Here is an 18,727-nt window from a genome sequence, read left to right on the forward strand (position 1 = left end):
GCAGCTCGGCGGGAATCGCCGGCAGATCGCCCGGCTTGGTCTTTGGTTTGCGAGGCATAAACCCTCCTTGAGGGCATGTTATGCCTTGAACACGAAATTACTGACAGGCCCAGCTGAATGTCTCGCGACTGCAGGTTGTTCAGCGCATCCACGGCGCGTCGGCCATGGTCGCGTGTTTGCCGTAGCGTGCAGCCGCCTCACGCACCACGGCGTGATCCAGTTCACCGTCGTCGGCGAGCGCCTTCAGTGCGGCGATGACGATGGACGCGCGGTCCACTTCGAAGAACGCACGCAGCGCCCGGCGCGAATCGCTGCGGCCGAAGCCGTCGGTGCCGAGCGTGACGTAGCGGCGCGGCACGTGCGCACGGATCAGCTCCGGCACGGCGCGCACATAGTCGGTGGCCGCGACGACGGGGCCGCGCGATGCGCGCAAGACGGTTTCCACGTACGAAGGCGCGGCTTCCCCGCCCACGCGGGCAACGCGTTCCGCAGCGATGGCCTCGCGGTGCAGCTCGGAAAAGCTCGTCACGCTCCAGGTGGCCGCGTCGATGTTCCAGTCGTCCTGGAGCATCTGCGCGGCGGCCATGACTTCGCCCAGGATGGCGCCGGAGCCGAGCAGCTGCACGCGCGCGGTCGGCAGACTTTGCGGGGCCAGCGGATACATCCCTTTGAGAATGCCATCGCGCACGTCACGATCCGGCATCGACGGCTGCGCGTAGTTCTCGTTCGTCACCGTGAGGTAGTAGAACGTGTCTTCCTGGCGCTCCAGCATCGCGCGCATGCCTTCGTCGAGGATGACGGCCACCTCGTAGGCAAAGGCCGGGTCCCACGCGCGGCAGTTGGGCACGGTGGATGCGGCAAGGTGGCTCGCGCCGTCCTGATGCTGGAGGCCCTCACCGCCGAGCGTTGTCTTGCCCGCCGTGGCGCCGATCAGGAAGCCGCGCGCACGCTGGTCCGCCGCTGCCCAGATGAGATCGCCGATGCGCTGGAAGCCGAACATCGAGTAGTAGATGTAGAACGGCAGCATCGGCAGATCGTGCGTGCTGTAGGCGGTGGCGGCGGCAATCCACGACGAGATGGCGCCGGCTTCCGAGATGCCTTCCTCCAGTATCTGCCCGCCCGTGTCTTCGCGGTAATACAGCATCGAACCCAGATCTTCCGGTTCGTATTGCTGGCCCAGCGGCGAATAGATGCCGACCTGGCGGAACATGCTCGCCATGCCGAACGTGCGCGCCTCGTCCGCCACCACCGGCACCATGCGCGGGCCCAGCGTGTCGTCTTTCAGCAGGTTGCCGAACATGCGCACGATCGCCATCGTGGTCGACATCTCGCGGCCTTCGGCCTGCAGCGCGAATTGTCCCCAGGATGGCAACCCAGGCACGGTCAGCGCCTGTGTTGCCGCCTTCCGCCGTCTGGGCAGATAGCCTCCGAGGGCAGCCCGGCGCGCATGCAGGTATTGCATCTCCGGGCTGTTTGGCGCTGGCTTGTAAAACTTCAATTGCTCGACATCGGTGTCGGACAGCGGCAGGCGGAAGCGGTCGCGAAACGCCTTGAGCTGATCGACATCGAGCTTCTTCTGCTGGTGCGTCGTCATCCGGCCCTGCCCAACGCTGCCCATGCCGAAGCCCTTCATCGTCTTGGCGAGGATCACCGTGGGCTGGCCGGTGTGCTGCAGCGCGCGGGCGTAGGCGGCGTGGAGCTTGCGCACGTCGTGGCCGCCGCGGCGCAGGCGGTCGATGTCTTCGTTGCTGAAATGCGAGACGAGCGCGGCAAGCTCGGGGTTCTGGCCAAAGAAGCGCTCCCGGTTGTAGGCGCCGTCGTTGGCGGAGAAGGTCTGGAACTGGCCGTCGACCGTCTGCGCGAATGCACGCAGCAAGGCGCCCGAATGGTCGCGGGCGAAGAGGGCATCCCAGTCCGAGCCCCACAGCACCTTGATGACGTTCCAGCCCGCACCCGTGAACTGCGCTTCCAGTTCGTCGACGATGCGGCCGTTGCCGCGCACAGGGCCGTCGAGCCGCTGCAGGTTGCAGTTGATGACGAACACGATGTTGTCGAGGCGCTCGCGCGCCGCCAGCGACAGCGCGCCGATCGATTCCGGCTCGTCCATTTCACCGTCGCCAAAGAAGCCCCACACCTTGCGTTCGGTGGTTTGCAGCAGGGCGCGGTTGTGCAGGTAGCGCATGAAGCGCGCCTGGTAGATCGCATTGATTGGCCCGATGCCCATCGACCCGGTCGGGAACTGCCAGAACTCGGGCATCAACCACGGATGCGGATACGAGCACAGCCCGGGTCCCGTGATTTCGCGCCGATAGTGTTCGAGATGTGTCTCGTCGAGAAACCCTTCGAGATACGCGCGTGCGTAGACGCCGGGCGACGCGTGCGGCTGGAAGTAGACGAGATCGCCGCCGTGCGCTGCGTTGTCCGCCCGGAAGAAATGATTGAAGCCGACTTCGAACAGATCGGCCGCCGATGCGTAGCTGGCGATGTGGCCGCCCAGCTCGCCGTAGGCCTGGTTGGCGCGCACGACCATGGCGAGCGCGTTCCAGCGCAGCGCGGCGGCCAGTCGCTCTTCGGTGTCGATATCACCGGGATACGGCGGCTGCGCCTCAACGGGGATCGTGTTGGCGTAGGGCGTAACGCGGGCGAGGGCAGTGCCGACGCCCAGCTTTGCGGCGCGCTCCGCCAGGCGGTCGAACAGGAACTGCGCGCGCGAGGTGCCGGCATGCTGGACGACGGCCTCCAGCGCGTCGAGCCACTCGGCGGTTTCCCCTGGATCGCTGTCTTGGATGCGGTGCGCGAGGGAGCGCATCGACGCGGCGCCGGTCGATAAATCCGTCATGACGGGTCCTGCCTGAAGGAAGGATGGGAAGGCGGGCCGTGATCATGCGATGCACGCCCGCGCCCGGATGCGCCGCCGCAGCGGCGCCGCATCAACCGTTGCGGAAGATGAAGCTGTATGCGTTGAGCGCCGGCACGCCGCCCAGGTGGGCGTAGAGCACGCGCGAGCCTTCGGGAAATTCACCGTTGCGCACCATGTCGATCATGCCGTGCATGGATTTCCCTTCGTACACGGGGTCCGTCAGCATGGCTTCCTGGCGTGCGCACAGGCGAATGGCTTCCAGCGTGCCTTCATTGGGCAAGCCGTATTCCGGGCCGCCGTAGCGCGTGTCGAGCACCACGTCCTTCTCTGTGATGTTTCGGCCGAGGTCGACCAGTTCGGCGGTGTGCTGCGCGATGCGGAGGATCTGCGCGCGCGTCTGTTCCGGCTTGGCGGAGGCATCGATGCCGATCACCTTGTCGGCCCGGCCATCCGCCGCAAAGCCGACGACCATGCCGGCTTGCGTACTTCCCGTGACCGAGCAGACGACGATGTAGTCGAACTTGAAGCCCAGCTGCGCTTCCTGCTGCCGCACTTCTTCGGCAAAACCGACAAAGCCCAAGCCGCCGAGCGGGTGTTCGGAGCAGCCGGCCGGAATCGGGAACGGCTTGCCGCCGCGCTTGCGGACGTCTTCCATGGCCTGTTCCCAGCTGGGCCGGATGCCGATGTCGAAGCCTGCGGCATCGAGGCGCACGTCGGCGCCCATGATGCGCGACATCTCGATATTGCCGACGCGGTCGTACACGGCATCGGAGTAGTTCACCCAGTTTTCCTGCACCAGCACGCACTTGAGGCCAAGGTGCGCGGCCACGGCGGCTACTTGGCGCGTCTGGTTCGACTGAATCCCGCCAATGGACACCAGCGTGTCATATCCGCCTTCCAGCGCTTCCGGGATCAGGTATTCCAGCTTGCGCGTCTTGTTGCCGCCGAAGGCCAGGCCGCTGTTGCAGTCTTCGCGCTTGGCAAACAGCTCCACCTTGCCGCCCAGATGCGCGCTCAATCGTTTCAGCGGTTGGATGGGCGTCGGGCCGAACGTCAGGGGATAACGGGGAAATCGCTGCAGGTTCATGAGGTGGCTCCTTCAGTGCCGCAAATGGCGGGATGTCGGAAACCAATGGTACGCAGAACGCCGCGAAATGAGGTTGCAAAGATCGTCTACTATCCGGAACGTAGCTTGCCGTAAATCAGATGGCGGATCTCTTTATTTCTTGAAAATGAAAAAGAGCGAAACAAAATTGCAGGAAGATTCTGACGCGTCGGCAGCTTCGACGCGCCACGCCTTGGATCGCACCGATCGCGCGATTCTCCGGGCGCTCCAGCGCGATGCGTCCATCTCGAACGTGGCCCTGGCGGCCAAGGTGAACCTCAGCCCGCCGGCCTGCCTGCGCCGCGTGGAACGGCTGAAGGAGCTGGGGCTGATCAAGGGGATTGTTGCGCTGCTCGATCCGCGGGCGCTGGATCTGGGGTCGCTGGTGATGATCGGCGTCGTGCTGGATCGCTCGACGCCGGAATCATTCACGGCTTTCGAGAAGGCGGTGCAGAAGGTGCCCGGTTGCCTGGAGTGCCACGTCGTGACGGGCGAATTCGATTACTTCATGCTCGTGCGCACGAAAGACAACGAAGGCTACAACCGGCTCCACGCCGAACAGCTGCTCTATCTGCCGGGCGTGCGGCAGATCCGGACGTTCATGGTGCTCAAGCAGGTGCTGTCGACGACGGAGCTGCCGGTGGCGTAGCCGGGCGGGGCTGAGGCTCAGCCCTTGCGCTGTTCCATCAGGCGGTCCCACAACATGCCGGCCCGGTTGCCGCTCCTGCAATACGCGAGGATGGGCTTGGGCAGCGTGTCGACCAAGGTGCCGAATGCGGCAACGTCAGCATCGCCAATGCCATTCGGCTCGACGGGCATGTAGCGCGCTTCCAGGCCCAGTTCGCGCGCGGCAGCGGCAATGTCCTCGAAGGCGGGCTGGTCGCTGCTTTCGCCATCGGGGCGGTTGCAGATGACCGAGCGGAAGCCTGCATTGCGGATGGCCTTCAGGTCGGCCGGCATGATTTGCCGCGATGCAGTCAACCCGCTCGATGCCGTGGCGCGGCATTGCTCGATCGCGCGCTGGAAGCATGCAGCGGCAAAGTCGACGTCCTGTTCGGCCGCAAAGCGGCCCAGGCTGATGCGGACGGTGCGGCCTGCGGCATCGGCATCCAGGCCGATGGCCGTCAGCACGTGCGAGGGCGTGCCCGCTGCAGAGTTGCACGCCGATGTGGACGACACGGCAAGGTCGTCGCCAAGCATCATCGGCATGAAGCCGGGAGCGTTGACCGTCAGGCTGAGGGTGTGCGGAATGCGTCGTGCCACATCGGCGTTCTGCACCACGTCGCCGAGGGCGAGCACCGCTGCCTTCAGCCGCTCGCTCAGCGCGGCAATGCGGGCGGTTTCGTGCTCCAGTTCTGCCGCAGCCAACTCGCACGCCACGCCCATCCCGACAATCTGATGCGTCGCCAGCGTGCCCGAGCGCAGACCACGCTCGTGGCCGCCGCCGTGGATTTGCGGCGCAATGCGCGAGGCGATGTCGCGGCGGACATACAACGCGCCGATCCCCTTGGGGCCATAGACCTTGTGGGCGGACATCGAGAGCATGTCGATGCCGAGCGCGCGCACATCGATCGGCGTCTTGCCGAGTGCCTGTGCAGCGTCGACGTGGAACAGCGCGCCGGCGGCATGCACGATCTGCGCGATCGCGCCAACGTCGGTCAGCGTGCCCAGCTCGTTGTTCACCAGCATGAGAGAGACGAGGCCGGTGTCGGGCGTCATCGCAGCGGCGACAGCCTCGGGCGTTATTTCGCCGTCGCGTGTCGGCGAGAGATACGTGATCGAACAGCCGCGCGCCGCCAGGTTCGCCATCGTGTCCAGAATGGCCTTGTGTTCGATGCGGCTGGTGATGAGGTGGCGCTTGCCGGTGGCGGCGTCTGCGTAGCCCTTCAGCGCGAGGTTGTTGGATTCGGTGGCGCCCGACGTCCAGATGATCTCGTCGGCATCGGCGCCGATGAGCGCGGCAACTTGCTCGCGCGCTTGCTCGACCTTGTTCCGCGCGACGCGGCCGGTCGCATGCGAACTCGACGCTGGGTTGCCGAAGGCGCCTTCCATGCCAAGGCAGGCGGTCATGGCTGCAATCACGCGCGGGTCGGCCGGCGTGGTGGCTGCGTAGTCGAGGTAGTGGAGGGTATTGCTGTCGCTCATTTCGTTTCTGTGCTGCGGTGGATGCTGGGAAAATGATACGGCGGACAGCCCAGAAAAATAATTCAAAGTTTCCTGCGAATTCCTCGATATGGCGGGGAATATTCCCTAAAATTAGGCTTCCATAGAAGAAAATTTCTCTACCGAAATGGACGCCATTGACCGCGAACTACTGAGGCTGTTGCAGGCCGATGCGACGCTGCCCATCGCAGAGCTGGCGCAGCGCGTGAATCTCTCGCAAACGCCGTGCTGGAAGCGGGTGCAGCGGCTCAAGGACACGGGCGTCATCCGGGCCCAGGTGGCGCTGTGCGACGCGCGCAAGCTGGGCGTCGGCACCACGGTGTTCGTGGCCGTGCGCACCGATCAACACACCGAGAAATGGGCGCAGCGTTTCACGCAGGTGGTGCGCGATATGCCCGAGGTGGTGGAGGTCTACCGGATGAGCGGCGAGATGGACTATCTGCTGCGCGTTGCGGTGGCCGGCATCGAAGACTACGACCGCGTGTACAAGCACCTCATCAAGTCCGTGCCGCTGTCGGATGTGAGTTCATCGTTCTCGATGGAGCAGATCAAGTATTCGACGGCGCTGCCGGTGCGGGATGGGGGGCAGGGGGAGTGAGGGCTTGGGTGGCGTGCCAGTCGGGTGGTTGTATCGCGGCTGAACGGGGGCTCGTCAGTGCTCCCGCATCCAGCGTTCAACAAGCTCCGCCGGAATCGCCTGAAACACTTCATCAAAGCGCTTGCCGGTCAGCCGTTCGGCTTGCTTGAGCAGAAGCGCCACAGGGCTACTCGGTTCATGCGCCTCAAACCAGATCCGGGCAGCTTGAATGGAGGCGAGGGCGGTATTACGGTCCATGACGGGCTCAGGCGGGTTGTTCTCAAGCGGCGTAACTACCGGGCCCTCGATGGTGATGCCCATCAGGCCTGGTGAGGTGGCCGGCGAGCGTTCCGAGACCGGAAGCGCAATCACAGTAGGTGCGGCCGGTGGTGACGCGCCAGTCACCGTATCCAGCAGTCGCAACAAGGTGCCCAGGTCAGGATAGTCGTCCGGAAGGTGATGTCGCGCCCAAGAGTCGATCGATGACGCAAGGGCTTGGGCCTCGTCCAGCGCGGACAGTGCCGCGTCGCTTTGATTGCGCAGTTCGCGGAGCTGATGCTGCACTGCCTCGGGTGCCAACGCATCTGCTGCGCGTGGAATGCTCAATGATCGCTCGACGTCGCGCACTCGCAGGCGCAGCGCGCCGTTGGTTGAGATCACTAGATCCCGCACGTCCTGCATCAGCCCCTGCGGGTCGGCCAAGGCGGCCAGCGCGTTGGCACGCACGGCCGGGTCGGGCTCACCGTCCACCACCACTTGCGGGTAGATGGCATCCGGCCATGTCTCAAGCAACCGAGACAGAATGCACAGCCCGTCCCGCAATCCAATTGCCTCGTCCAACCGGACCCGGCAGCGCACCAGCAATATGAGGATACGAATATCCCGCGTGCGCAGCAGCAAGCGACGGCAGTCTCGCTCCACTTCCGTCCAGTTGATTGCCTCGGGAGGGCTGACAAAATCACCATACTGAGCATCTTGCTTAGGCGTGACCTTGCCTTGCAGAAGAACGAAATCGGGGTCGTATTCCAGATCGTTTCCGCACGGGTGCGCCTCGGAGATGGGCTCCAACAGCTCGGGGAAGATCAAGGCACGGAGCGCGGGCTGCGCATCTTTGGTTTTCTTGCTGAAGAACATGTGATGGGTGATCGGTGGCTATTGCGCCACCGCCATGTGGTCATTTCGAGGGGCGGAGGGTTGTTGATGGAGCGTCTCAGTGCTTCGCGTACTGCTCCGGCTCGAACACCATGCCGGTAATGGCACGGCTGCGGTCGGGCTCGCCCAGCCAGGTCGACCATCCCAGGCGTTCCGATGAGCCGAGCACGGCTGGCGGAGCGGCGTCAGGCATCACCTGCAACTCAACCTCCCACACGAACTCGTAGCCAACGAACGAGCGCACCCATTCGATCAGCACAGGAAAGTCCCGGCCATTGGGCGTGAAGCACAGATACTGCTGCAGGTTCAACGGCCCGATGACGAGCCGAAATTTGTGCTGTCGATCTGGCACCATCTCGCCGAGCATGGCGCCTTGCCCCATCATGCTGGGCGGGCCCGGGTGCCCTAGCTGAGAAAGCTCATCGGGGTCAACCGCGATCCAATGCAGCACGAACTCATCAAGGCGCACCGGCACGCCAAAGAAGTGTGCCAATGTGGCTGCAATGCCGTCCGGGCTGCGCGATTCGCGCACGTGGTGCGCGCTGGCCGCCAACCGCGCGTGCGGTGGCAGTGGGCTTTCCGCAATCTCGGCTGCATCGGACCCAGCCAGCCACCCAACATAGCGCGAGAACGCTTCGTCATCCGGGCGATCCAGCCCCGCCGTTGACTGTGAATGCGCCCACGCTTGATAGAACTGCGTCAGCGCCCGGTGGTGGAACAGGTCCAGGAAATCCGCCGTGGTGGTGTCGCGATGTGCCTCCGTGCGCTCCCGCACGATTTCTGTGAAGTGAAGCGGCAGGGCACCATTCGGCCCCAGCATGCCCAGCCCGAATAGCTGGATCTTGAGCTTGCCCTGCACTTGCTGCAGCTGTGCGATTTCGCGCGGTGCGAACGTCAGGGAGGCCTGTTGACCAATCCGGAAATGCTCGTCCTGTGGACGGCGTGCTTGACCGATCGGCGGCAAATCGGGGCGATGCGCTGCGAGTTGACGTAACAGGCCCAAGAAACTCAACCGCCAGGGCTCGCTTTGCGCTGCAGGGATCGCTTGTGTGCTCGGTGAACCAGTTGTCGGCGGCGTGCTGTCGTCAAAGCCTCGATACATGGCTACACCGTACTCCGCGTGCCCATGCGCACTGGCCACCGATGCACGCGCCCACGCTGAATCGAATGCAACTCCGTCTCTGTGAACGAGTTGACCGACACATGCCGGGTCAGGAACTGCTCGAGCACCATCCCAAAGAGATACGGGCTGATACCCGAGAACCCCGTCTCGTCCACTGTCAACTGGCACTGCACACCACGGCCGTAGATGATGGGGCCGCTGCCCGGTAGCCGTCGGGTGACCGGTTTGACCTTCGAGCCAATCAGGCTGTCGACCTGGCGCAACTGGGCTGCGTCATCACTGGCCACGAACAGGCGCAGCATGTCGCGCAGGCCCTGTCCGCCTTCGCGGTGATCCAGGTCGGTCAGCGAGAGATAGTTGAATCCCAGCTGGCGGATCAACCGCCAAGCCATTTCGCCTTCAGCAAATGGCGCGCGCGGCGCAGACGGTGGCCGAATCAACCCGACACCTGTCACCGGAATCGAATCCGGCGAGCGCAAATCGTTGAAGCCATTGCGCGGCACCAGATTCGATAAGTCCCGATTGGTGGCCATCGCGGCGACCGAGAGGTATCGCAAATCGTTCGGGTAGGGCGCTTCCCTTTGATCCACGAGAGAAACGAAGACCTCTGTGCCGGTATACGCCGTCCGGGTTCCGTACTTGCGAGCATGGTTAGAGGCCAGCCGCCTCTCGCGCCGCACCGAAAAATATCGCCCGTGGTTGCCTTCATCCCGATTGAGGGTCGCGAAGAGCGGCCGGAATTCGACCGCAGTAGCATGTTCATGCGCTTGCCCCGACAGCGTTTGGACCGAAAAGATCTCGTAGTCCAGCGGGCGACGGCGGCTTGCCACCAAGTGAAATTCCGTGCGCCCGGGCTGAATCTCCATCCGGTCGGTACGCATCGGAAAGAGGTTGACGACGGGGGTGCAGAAGAGCGCAAACTGCCCTGCATCCACTTGGTTGACCAGTGCTTGTGGAGATTTCGAGAGCAGCACAACCAGCTCGGCTTCTCGGCTGTTGATTCTGCGCAAGCCTGGCGCGAGGTCATTGAGCCCGAAGAAATAGAAGCGCTGCGGGCATGCAAAGTACTCGTGCACTACGTTATGGCCGTGGAATTTGTTCCAATCCAGCGGCAATGCACTTTCTTCGGGAGCCATGCCGACACGGCTCACCGCGTTGGTTGTTACGGCATGCAAGCGCTCGCCCATGGCTCCCGGCTTGCCAATCAGTACGGCACAGCCCGCGCTGTGCAGCAGCTCGAACAGGTGGGATGCAATTTGATCATTGCCGCACAGGTGGATTGGCAACGTATCCAACCCATCCAACTGAGAAAACGTGCCTTCGCCATGAAGTCGCAGCCGAAGGCGTAGCGCACCCTGGAGGGTCACATGGGGCGGCACGTAGCGCTCCAGCCCCTGGATGTCGGGCGGAATGCCAGTAAGGCGTGCCTCGGCAATCTCGATGGGCCACAGCGACAGTGGTTGTGTCGTGCGGAATTCGCATTCCGTGGCCTCACCTGCGGGTGCCCGCGCAAGCAGCATTGTGCCGCGCGGCACCGCCATGCCGCGCATCAAGCCGCCTTCCTGATAGCTCGGGTGGAACTGCGCCACGGCAATGGCTGGGGTCGGCGCGACGTAGTTCGGATAGATGACTTCCAACAAACGCTGTGTAAAGCGCGGAAACTCTGCGTCCAGCTTGATCTGCGTGCGTGCGGTCTGAAAGCAGAACGCCTCGATCAGCCGCTCCACATAAGGGTCGGCCACCTCGATGCCATGCATGCCCAGGCGCTTGGCTACCTTGGGGTGCTGCTTGGCGAATTCTCCCGCCAGCTCGCGCATGTAGACGAGCTCGCGGTTGTAGTAATCCAGCAGTTGCGGGTCCATGGCGTCAGTTGGCGTGAATAGAGCGGACGTTTATCCGGCCGGTTTCCAGGTCCAGCGAACTCTGTGCGCTAAATGCCATCGGATACGGGTCCATGTGGATCAGCCCGCTGATCTCGAACACCAGCATGTTGTAGCGCATCGGGGCGTCTTCCTTGCGCAGCGGATTGACCTCCAGCGAGCCCGGAATAAGCCGCGGCTCAAAGTCCAGAATCGCCCGCCGCACAATCTTGACGATGTCGGCCCACTTGTGTCCCGACATGTAGGAGCCTGCAACCGGTGGCACCCCATAGTTGATGGCCGATGCGGCCGCCTCCGGGTATTGAACCCGTTCGATCTCATCTTCGCGATTGGTGGTGTTCAGCAGGTAGGTCAGATCGCGCTGAATGATCTCGCGCATCTGCGTGCGCTTCATGGTGTATTCCTCCGGGCCTTCGGTCTGGCGGGGCGGCGCATCATCACGCAATCGATCAAACAGCGTCGGCAGGAGTTGTGCATTGGGGCGCCGGGGCGCGCGGTACTCACTCATCGGCGTCGCCCAAGATCAGCGTCGACACGTCCAGCAGCCCAGCGTCACCCGCGCTCGTCATCCACGTCTTCTGGCCAAGCGCGATGATGCCGGTCTCGCCGACCTCCGACCAATGTGTCTCGCGCGACAATCGCAGCGCATCGCCACCGCGCTGGGAACCCGGATAGCGCACCGGCGTGAAGCCACGGTGGATAGAACCATCCGGCAGAGTGACCGTTGCTGAGCGCCAGACCAGATCGAGTATGCCTGTCACCGGCCCCATCTCCAGCTTGCGCATCTGCGCAAATGGCAGCCAGGCATAACGCCCGCCCAACACAATTTCGCAGGTCGGGCCATACCGGGTGTCGCTATCGGCAATCCAGTCAAAGGAGGTGCCATTGAAAGCGCCGCCAGAGTCTGACACTTCGGATAACGCTTGCTGCCGGCAATGATCCGCACCGTTCATGTCACCCGCCTCAGCGAGCGCAAGGGCATTGCGCAGCGGCGTCACCCAGTCAGGCGAGGGCAACAACCCCCCCGGCTCACGCTTGCCCTTGACGACATCGACTCGAAGCACCTCGACCCGAATCAAGTCTCGGGAAACATGCGCAGTCTGTGCAAGGTCCGGCATCAACTGCGTTGCCACCTGCAATTGCTTGAGCGCACGCAGCCAATCTTCCATCACGCACAGCCATTGGAATAGCTGCCAACGCTCCGCAAACGCGCCAGGCCGCTGACGCACGCGTACCTCCGCATTCTGCAGCGCCTGGGTAACCGAACCACTGTGCTGCAAAGCCGCTGCCAGACTGGATTTCGAGGCAGGCTCCAAGGGCGGGGTATCAGTCGTCATGGGAATTCGGCTCCTGTGGTTGTGCCGGGGCAGGGTGATAGGCGCTGTCCATCGACACGAGGTGATGCTCGCGCTTTGTCAGCGCCGCCTTGATGCCACGCCGGTCGGGTACAAGGATGTCACCCGCAAAGAGGTGCAGCACGTCCGGCATGGCGGGCGCCGCAAACAAGGGGGCACCGAGCGAATCGGGTCCGCCGATCAGGCTTTCGATGCGTGTTGGACCTGCCAGTAGATCCAACAGGCTCGCGTCCTTGGCGGAGGCGTCTGCTGGCATCGGGTCGTCCGTGTGGCCAGCAGGCTGCACAAGCTCTCCCTTGGGCGAGGCCAGATACCAGTTGACCTTTGCCAGCTCGGGGTTGCGCAGTACGGCGGCGGCTTCACGGCTGAGTACCGCCAGAACATCAGTGGATTCAGCCGCTGCATCCGGCACAGCGGGGAGGGGCGTCGCGCTATTGGTGCGCAAGATCGAGAACGGGTCGTCCACACAGCCCTTCCAAGGGGAAGCCTCACTTGTTGGCACCAAGTCGTCGAGGTTTCCACCCGTTGAAGAATGGCGTTGCTGGTTGCTCATGATATCCGCGCCCACTTTTTCTCAGAAAAACGGCGCCGATCATAGACGCAAACCACCGAATAGAGGAATGCGCCACAAAAAATATGATTTTATGATTTTGAAAATCAGAATTAAATGTAATTGGTCGTTTGGTGTGCTTTTTTTTATTGTATTGGATTGGTTGTTATGAACGTTCCTGATTTAGTCAATGGCCTCGGTATTTGTATCTGTAAAAGCTTGTGCTATTGGTGTCTGTGGGGTGGGGATTAGTCAAATTTTCACGGGCGTTATGGGCTGATGCGACTACCGTTTCCACTGGGTGTGTGGCGAATCATTGATTGTAAATAGTTGTGCCTATTTTTAGAGAATTAATTCGGTTGCTTTATTTTGTTTTCATCCAATAACATAAATAAAGGGAGTGATTTTATCGGCTGCATTGCGATGCGGGCTGGACCTATAAATAAGAAAACATGGACATTTCACGTCAGGCCCTGTTTGGTCGGTTAAATCCGACGCTTTTCAAGGCGATTGAGAGCGCTACCGCTTTCTGCAAGCTGCGCGGCAACCCGTATGTCGAACTCGTACACTGGCTGCATCAGCTGGTGCACGCCCCGGACGGAGACATGCAGCGTTTGTTGCGGCACGCCGGAGCAGACCTCCAGGCACTGGAGTCCGATCTTGCACGCGCACTGTCGGCGTTGCCCGCCGGCGCCACGTCTATCAGCGACTTCTCCTTCCACATCGAATCCGCTGTCGAGCGCGCCTGGGTCTACGCCACTTTGGCGTTCGCAGACGACCGCGTGCGCGGTGCCTATCTGCTGACCGCACTGCTCAAGACCCCAGAACTTCGCCGCACGGTGCTGGGCATCTCGCTCCAGTTTGCGAAAGTGCGTGTGGACGATCTAGTAGGGACCATTCCCGCCCTGGTCGCGCAGTCCCCCGAAAGTACCGAAGCCGCCTACGACCGCAGCGGCCTGGCACCGGCGGTCCCAGGTGAGGCCAACAAAGCCATGTCTCCTGGCACTTCCGGCAAAAGCGCCCTGGCCCAGTACTGCCGAGACCTAACCGAAGACGCTCGCGCAGGCCGTCTCGATCCCGTTATTGGCCGCGAGCACGAAATCCGCACCATGACGGACATCCTGCTGCGCCGCCGTCAGAACAATCCACTGATCACAGGCGAAGCTGGTGTCGGCAAGACCGCCGTGGTCGAGGGCCTGGCGCAAGCCATCGCTTCCGGCGAAGTCCCACCGAGCCTCGCCGATGTGCGCCTGTTGAGTCTGGATGTCGGTGCATTGCTGGCCGGCGCCAGCATGAAGGGCGAATTCGAAGCGCGCCTCAAAGGTGTGCTCGAAGAAGCTGCCAAGTCGCCCAAGTCGATCGTTCTGTTCGTTGACGAAGTGCACACGCTGGTTGGTGCCGGTGGCCAAGCCGGCACGGGCGATGCCGCCAACCTGCTCAAGCCGGCTCTCGCACGCGGCGCGCTACGCACGATCGGGGTCACGACGTGGAGCGAGTACAAGCGCCATATTGAGAAAGATCCCGCCCTCACGCGTCGCTTCCAGGTTCTGCAAGTCATGGAGCCGCAGGAAGCCAGCGCCGTGACCATGGTGCGTGGCCTGGTGGAGACCTTTGAGGCGCACCACGGTGTGCTGATCCGCGATGAAGCCGTGCGCGCCGCCGTCAAGCTCTCGCACCGCTACATCCCCTCGCGCCAGTTGCCGGACAAGGCCATCAGCCTGCTCGACACAGCCTGCGCGCGCGTGGCCCTCTCGTTACACGCACCGCCCGCCGCCGTTCAGCTGCCACGCCAGCGCCTGGCTGCCGTCGAGGCCGAGGCCGCGCTGCTGGCCAAGGAAGCCGCCTTCGGCAGACAGGACAACCGCCGCGTCGCCGACGTGGAGAACACGGTTTGCGAGATCAAGACGGAACTCACCCAAGCCGAAGCACGCTGGCAGCAGGAGGCCGCGCTCGCAACCGGCGTGCTTGCGCAACGTCGGGCCGTTGTCGAATCGACGGAAGCGGGCGCGGAAGCGTCAGCTCGTACAGCGCTGCTGGCGTTGGAATCGGAACTGGCATCCGCGCAAGGCGAAACACCGCTTCTGTATACCGAGGTGGATGAAGCCGTTGTTGCCGCTATCGTGGCCGACTGGACGGGCATCCCCGTCACCCGCATGGTGGCCGACGAAGTCGTGACCGTGATGGCGCTGCCGCAGACGCTGGGGGCCCGCGTTATTGGCCAGGATCACGCCTTGGTCCAACTGGGCGAACGCATCCAGACCGCCCGCGCCCAATTGACTGACCCGAACAAACCAGTGGGTGTGTTCCTGCTGGTCGGGCCCTCTGGTGTCGGCAAGACCGAGACTGCGCTGGCACTGGCCGATGCGCTCTACGGTGGCGAGCAGAACCTCATCACCATCAACCTCTCCGAATTCCAGGAGTCGCACACGGTCTCCACGCTCAAGGGCGCGCCGCCGGGCTACGTGGGCTACGGCGAGGGCGGTGTGCTGACGGAAGCAGTGCGCCGCCGCCCCTACAGCGTCGTGCTGCTCGATGAGGTCGAGAAAGCCCACCCCGACGTGCACGAAGTCTTCTACCAAGTCTTCGACAAGGGCTATATGGAAGACGGGGAAGGGCGCCACATCGACTTCAAGAACACCATCCTGCTGCTGACGAGCAATGCCGGTTCGGACCTGCTGAGCAGCCTCTTCGATGACGCAACGTTGATGCCCGAGCCCGCCGCGCTGCGCGATGCGTTGATGCCCGAGCTGCGCAAGGTGTTTCCGGCAGCGTTTTTGGGCCGCCTGGTGGTGGTGCCGTATCTGCCGCTTGCGGCAGAGAACCTCGGCCGGATCGTACGCCTGCACCTCGACCGCGTGGTCACCCGCATGCGTGAGCAGCACGATATTGCGCTCACTTATGGCGACGCCGTGGTGTCACACATCGTCGAGCGCTGCCCGGTAGGGGAGACCGGTGCCCGCCAGCTCATCAGCTTCATCGAGCAAGTCATTCAGCCGCAACTGGCCAAGCTCTGGCTGGGGGCGCTCGCCGAGAAGCGCCAACTGCTGGCCATCGACATCCACTTAGCCGAGGGTGACAGCGCTGAATTGCTCTACCACCCCGAATACCTTCCCGGCCGTACCACCACGCCGGCGATTCCCGCAGCCGAACCGGCCTGAGGCCGTGCGGCACCTCAACCCTTCCATGTAACCCACTGGGGAGAATCATGTCTGTTGTGAACAGCTCGCAGAAATTCATCGCACGTAACCGCGCGCCGCGTGTGCAGATCGAGTACGACGTCGAAGTGTATGGCTCGGAAAAGCGCATCGAGTTGCCCTTCGTCATGGGCGTGCTGGCCGACCTCTCGGGCAAGCCCGCCGAGCCGTTGCCGCCGGTGGCCGACCGCAAGTTCCTCGAAATCGACATTGACAACTTCGACGAGCGCATGAAGGCCATGAAGCCGCGTGTGGCGTTTGCCGTGAACAACACGCTCACGGGCGAAGGCCAACTGATGGTCGACATGACCTTCGAGAGCATCGAAGACTTCTCGCCCGCTGCCGTGGCCGGCAAGGTCGATGCGCTCAAGCAACTGCTCGAGGCCCGCACGCAACTGGCGAACCTGCAGACCTACATGGATGGAAAGTCCGGCGCCGAGTCGCTCATCAACCAACTTCTGCAAGACCCGGCCCTGCTGCAAGCGCTGGCCAAGGCGCCGAAGTCCGAACCAGCCCAAGTCCCAGCGGGCGCTGACTCGGCCGAGTCCTGAATTACGCGGTTTCGCGCCTTCCTGAATTCCACCTTTGAGCGAACAATCCATGGCTTCCGCACAACAACGTCAACAACAGACCGTCGCAACGGTTGATCAGTCGGACTTCGCGTCGCTAATCAACCGCGAGTTCTCCCCAAAGACCGACCAGGCACGCGAGGCTGTCGACCTGGCCGTCCGCACGCTGGCCGAGCAGGCACTGGCCAGCACCTTTACGATGAGCGACGATGCCTACAAGAGCATCGAAGCCATCATCGGCGCGATCGATAAGAAGCTCTCCGAGCAGATCAACCTGATCCTGAACCATGAAGACTTCCAGAAGCTGGAATCCGCTTGGCGTGGCCTGCATCACCTGGTGTCGAACACCGAGACGGATGAGAAGCTGCGCATCCGCGTGATGGACGTGTCCAAGGAAGAACTGCGCCGCACGCTGCGCCGCTACAAGGGCATCGGTTGGGACCAAAGCCCGCTCTTCAAGCGCCTCTACGAAGAAGAATACGGTCAGCTGGGCGGCGAGCCCTACGGCTGCCTAGTCGCCGATTACTACTTCGACCACACCCCGCCCGATGTGGAACTGCTGAGCTCGATGGCCAAGATCTCGGCTGCAGCGCACGCGCCGTTCATCGCAGGCGCATCGCCTTCCGTGCTGCAGATGAATTCGTGGCAAGAGCTGGCCAACCCGCGCGATCTGTCCAAGATCTTCCAGAACTTGGAATACGCACCGTGGAACGCGCTGCGCAACTCGGAAGACGCCCGCTACGTCGGCCTGGCCATGCCGCGCTTCCTGTCGCGCCTGCCGTATGGCATCAACACCAACCCGGTCGATGCCTTCGACTTTGAAGAAGACACGGATGGCGCTGACCACCGCAAGTACGTGTGGAGCAACGCGGCCTACGCCATGGCGGTCAACATCAACCGCTCGTTCAAGCAATATGGCTGGTGCACGCTGATCCGCGGCGTGGAGAGCGGCGGCGTGGTTGAGAACCTGCCCTGCCATACCTTCCCGACGGACGACGGCGGCATCGACATGAAGTGCCCGACCGAGATCGCCATCTCGGACCGCCGTGAGGCCGAACTGTCGAAGAACGGTTTCATCTCGCTGGTGCATCGCAAGAACACCAACTACGCCGCGTTCATCGGTGCGCAGTCGCTGCAAAAGCCGGCCGAGTACTACGACGCCGATGCCACGGCCAACGCCAACCTGTCGGCACGCCTGCCGTATCTGTTCGCTTGCTCGCGGTTCGCGCACTACCTGAAGTGCATCGTGCGCGACAAGATCGGCGCGTTCAAGGAGCGCGAAGACATGCAGCGCTGGTTGAATGAATGGATCATGAACTACGTGGATGCCGATCCGGCCAACTCCTCGCAAGACACCAAGGCCCGCCGCCCGCTGGCTGCCGCTGAAGTGGTGGTGGAAGAGCAGGAAGGCAACCCGGGCTTCTACAGCGCCAAGTTCTTCCTGCGTCCGCACTTCCAACTGGAAGGCTTGACCGTCTCGCTGCGCCTGGTGGCGCGCCTGCCATCGGTCAAGGAAGCTGCGTAAGCCAAGACCCCCTCAATTTCAACCAAAACCGTATCTCTCTGGCCTGTATCCGCAGGCCCGTGGGGGACTGTTTCGGCTTTTTGCTGTACCGCTAACAATCAAGGAGCTTTGCAATGGCACAGGACATCTTCCTGAAGATCAATGGCATCGATGGCGAATCGCAAGACGCGTCGCACAAGAACGAAGTGGAAGTGCTCAACTGGAGCTGGAAGATCGAGCAGCTCTCGACCATGCACTCGGGCAGTGGCGGCGGCGCTGGTAAGGCCACCGTGTCGGATCTCACCTTCGAGCATCACATCGACCGCGCCTCGCCCAACCTGATGAAGTACTGCCTGACCGGCAAGCACATCGACCAAGCCACGCTAGTGGTGCGCGAGGCTGGCGGCAACCCGCTGGAGTTCCTGAAGATCACGATGAGCGATGTGCTCGTAACACAAGTGGCGCCGGGTGGCTCCACTGACGACAAGGTGCGTTCACGCGAAATCGTGTCGCTGTCGTTTGCCAAGGTCAAGCAAGAGTACGTCGTGCAGAACGCCCAAGGTGGCAGCGGCGGCGCTGTGACGGCTGGGTACGACATCAAGGGTAATAAGGAAGCTTGATGAACCTCGCCCGTCTGTCGTCATCGATGGATGGGCGATCCAAACGCAGCAGAAAACCACCGCACGTCAATGTGC

The 18,727-nt window shown here is 62.7% G+C and carries 15 protein-coding genes; 6 read left to right on the forward strand and 9 right to left on the reverse strand.

Features of this window, described 5'->3' with window-relative positions:
* Positions 1 to 139: 139 nt before the first annotated feature.
* Positions 140 to 2,839 (reverse strand): alpha-ketoglutarate dehydrogenase, encoded by a 2,700-nt coding sequence (gene mdeB / locus R2676_RS20310; protein WP_206273801.1) that lies wholly within the window; start codon positions 2,837 to 2,839, stop codon positions 140 to 142.
* Positions 2,840 to 2,930: 91 nt separating this feature from the next.
* Positions 2,931 to 3,947: a 1-aminocyclopropane-1-carboxylate deaminase gene (locus R2676_RS20315; protein ID WP_027681185.1), complete on the reverse strand. Its 1,017-nt coding sequence runs from the start codon at positions 3,945 to 3,947 to the stop codon at positions 2,931 to 2,933.
* A 145-nt stretch (positions 3,948 to 4,092) separates the two neighbouring features.
* Between R2676_RS20315 and R2676_RS20320 the strand changes: the two genes are divergently transcribed.
* Entirely contained in the window at positions 4,093 to 4,614 is a 522-nt protein-coding gene (locus R2676_RS20320) for an Lrp/AsnC family transcriptional regulator (protein ID WP_206273812.1), read from the forward strand.
* A 17-nt stretch (positions 4,615 to 4,631) separates the two neighbouring features.
* Here the strand turns inward: R2676_RS20320 and R2676_RS20325 are convergent, their stop codons facing one another.
* Entirely contained in the window at positions 4,632 to 6,110 is a 1,479-nt protein-coding gene (locus R2676_RS20325) for an aminotransferase class V-fold PLP-dependent enzyme (RefSeq protein WP_206273800.1), read from the reverse strand.
* A 145-nt stretch (positions 6,111 to 6,255) separates the two neighbouring features.
* Here R2676_RS20325 and R2676_RS20330 point away from each other — a divergent pair, with 145 nt between their 5' ends.
* Entirely contained in the window at positions 6,256 to 6,726 is a 471-nt protein-coding gene (locus R2676_RS20330; RefSeq protein WP_147214506.1) for an Lrp/AsnC family transcriptional regulator, read from the forward strand.
* 54 nt (positions 6,727 to 6,780) lie between these two features.
* Here R2676_RS20330 and R2676_RS20335 read toward each other — a convergent pair whose 3' ends face one another.
* From R2676_RS20335 to R2676_RS20360, 6 genes are all read right to left on the reverse strand, one after another.
* On the reverse strand, positions 6,781 to 7,839 hold the full coding sequence (locus tag R2676_RS20335; protein ID WP_206273799.1) for a type VI secretion system protein TssA: 1,059 nt from the start codon (positions 7,837 to 7,839) through the stop codon (positions 6,781 to 6,783).
* Positions 7,840 to 7,915: 76 nt separating this feature from the next.
* The gene (tssG, locus tag R2676_RS20340) at positions 7,916 to 8,959 is read right to left on the reverse strand and encodes a type VI secretion system baseplate subunit TssG (protein ID WP_206273798.1); all 1,044 of its coding nucleotides are present in this window, start codon (positions 8,957 to 8,959) and stop codon (positions 7,916 to 7,918) included.
* A gap of 2 nt (positions 8,960 to 8,961) precedes the next feature.
* A complete protein-coding gene (tssF, locus tag R2676_RS20345) occupies positions 8,962 to 10,842 on the reverse strand; it encodes a type VI secretion system baseplate subunit TssF (RefSeq protein WP_206273797.1) in 1,881 nt (626 codons plus the stop codon).
* Positions 10,843 to 10,846: 4 nt separating this feature from the next.
* Positions 10,847 to 11,368: a type VI secretion system baseplate subunit TssE gene (gene tssE, locus R2676_RS20350; RefSeq protein ID WP_206273796.1), complete on the reverse strand. Its 522-nt coding sequence runs from the start codon at positions 11,366 to 11,368 to the stop codon at positions 10,847 to 10,849.
* Positions 11,361 to 12,197 carry a type VI secretion system accessory protein TagJ gene (locus R2676_RS20355; RefSeq protein WP_206273795.1) on the reverse strand — a complete coding sequence of 279 codons (837 nt, stop codon included), beginning with the start codon at positions 12,195 to 12,197 and terminating at the stop codon, positions 11,361 to 11,363. Before R2676_RS20355 ends, tssE begins: the two co-directional genes overlap by 8 nt.
* On the reverse strand, positions 12,187 to 12,768 hold the full coding sequence (locus tag R2676_RS20360; protein ID WP_316857582.1) for a TagK domain-containing protein: 582 nt from the start codon (positions 12,766 to 12,768) through the stop codon (positions 12,187 to 12,189). Before R2676_RS20360 ends, R2676_RS20355 begins: the two co-directional genes overlap by 11 nt.
* A 449-nt stretch (positions 12,769 to 13,217) precedes the next feature.
* Between R2676_RS20360 and tssH the strand changes: the two genes are divergently transcribed.
* From tssH to R2676_RS20380, 4 genes are all read left to right on the forward strand, one after another.
* On the forward strand, positions 13,218 to 15,923 hold the full coding sequence (gene tssH / locus R2676_RS20365; RefSeq protein ID WP_206273793.1) for a type VI secretion system ATPase TssH: 2,706 nt from the start codon (positions 13,218 to 13,220) through the stop codon (positions 15,921 to 15,923).
* Positions 15,924 to 15,970: 47 nt separating this feature from the next.
* Positions 15,971 to 16,510, forward strand: coding sequence for a type VI secretion system contractile sheath small subunit (gene tssB, locus R2676_RS20370; protein ID WP_027681195.1), 540 nt, complete (start codon positions 15,971 to 15,973; stop codon positions 16,508 to 16,510).
* A gap of 49 nt (positions 16,511 to 16,559) precedes the next feature.
* Positions 16,560 to 18,053 (forward strand): type VI secretion system contractile sheath large subunit, encoded by a 1,494-nt coding sequence (gene tssC / locus R2676_RS20375; protein WP_206273792.1) that lies wholly within the window; start codon positions 16,560 to 16,562, stop codon positions 18,051 to 18,053.
* A gap of 113 nt (positions 18,054 to 18,166) precedes the next feature.
* Positions 18,167 to 18,652: an Hcp family type VI secretion system effector gene (locus tag R2676_RS20380; RefSeq protein WP_027681197.1), complete on the forward strand. Its 486-nt coding sequence runs from the start codon at positions 18,167 to 18,169 to the stop codon at positions 18,650 to 18,652.
* The last annotated feature ends 75 nt before the right edge of the window (positions 18,653 to 18,727 follow it).

It is taken from the genome of Ralstonia flatus, assembly GCF_958439105.1.
Taxonomy (GTDB): Bacteria; Pseudomonadota; Gammaproteobacteria; order Burkholderiales; family Burkholderiaceae; genus Ralstonia; species Ralstonia flatus.

What these genes read in the sequence shown, in the direction of transcription:
- mdeB (WP_206273801.1), bottom strand. Translation starts at nt 2,839, where the DNA reads ATGACGGATTTATCGACCGGCGCCGCGTCGATGCGCTCCCTCGCGCAC.
- R2676_RS20315 (WP_027681185.1), bottom strand. Translation starts at nt 3,947, where the DNA reads ATGAACCTGCAGCGATTTCCCCGTTATCCCCTGACGTTCGGCCCGACG.
- R2676_RS20320 (WP_206273812.1), top strand. Translation starts at nt 4,093, where the DNA reads ATGAAAAAGAGCGAAACAAAATTGCAGGAAGATTCTGACGCGTCGGCA.
- R2676_RS20325 (WP_206273800.1), bottom strand. Translation starts at nt 6,110, where the DNA reads ATGAGCGACAGCAATACCCTCCACTACCTCGACTACGCAGCCACCACG.
- R2676_RS20330 (WP_147214506.1), top strand. Translation starts at nt 6,256, where the DNA reads ATGGACGCCATTGACCGCGAACTACTGAGGCTGTTGCAGGCCGATGCG.
- R2676_RS20335 (WP_206273799.1), bottom strand. Translation starts at nt 7,839, where the DNA reads ATGTTCTTCAGCAAGAAAACCAAAGATGCGCAGCCCGCGCTCCGTGCC.
- tssG (WP_206273798.1), bottom strand. Translation starts at nt 8,959, where the DNA reads ATGTATCGAGGCTTTGACGACAGCACGCCGCCGACAACTGGTTCACCG.
- tssF (WP_206273797.1), bottom strand. Translation starts at nt 10,842, where the DNA reads ATGGACCCGCAACTGCTGGATTACTACAACCGCGAGCTCGTCTACATG.
- tssE (WP_206273796.1), bottom strand. Translation starts at nt 11,368, where the DNA reads ATGAGTGAGTACCGCGCGCCCCGGCGCCCCAATGCACAACTCCTGCCG.
- R2676_RS20355 (WP_206273795.1), bottom strand. Translation starts at nt 12,197, where the DNA reads ATGACGACTGATACCCCGCCCTTGGAGCCTGCCTCGAAATCCAGTCTG.
- R2676_RS20360 (WP_316857582.1), bottom strand. Translation starts at nt 12,768, where the DNA reads ATGAGCAACCAGCAACGCCATTCTTCAACGGGTGGAAACCTCGACGAC.
- tssH (WP_206273793.1), top strand. Translation starts at nt 13,218, where the DNA reads ATGGACATTTCACGTCAGGCCCTGTTTGGTCGGTTAAATCCGACGCTT.
- tssB (WP_027681195.1), top strand. Translation starts at nt 15,971, where the DNA reads ATGTCTGTTGTGAACAGCTCGCAGAAATTCATCGCACGTAACCGCGCG.
- tssC (WP_206273792.1), top strand. Translation starts at nt 16,560, where the DNA reads ATGGCTTCCGCACAACAACGTCAACAACAGACCGTCGCAACGGTTGAT.
- R2676_RS20380 (WP_027681197.1), top strand. Translation starts at nt 18,167, where the DNA reads ATGGCACAGGACATCTTCCTGAAGATCAATGGCATCGATGGCGAATCG.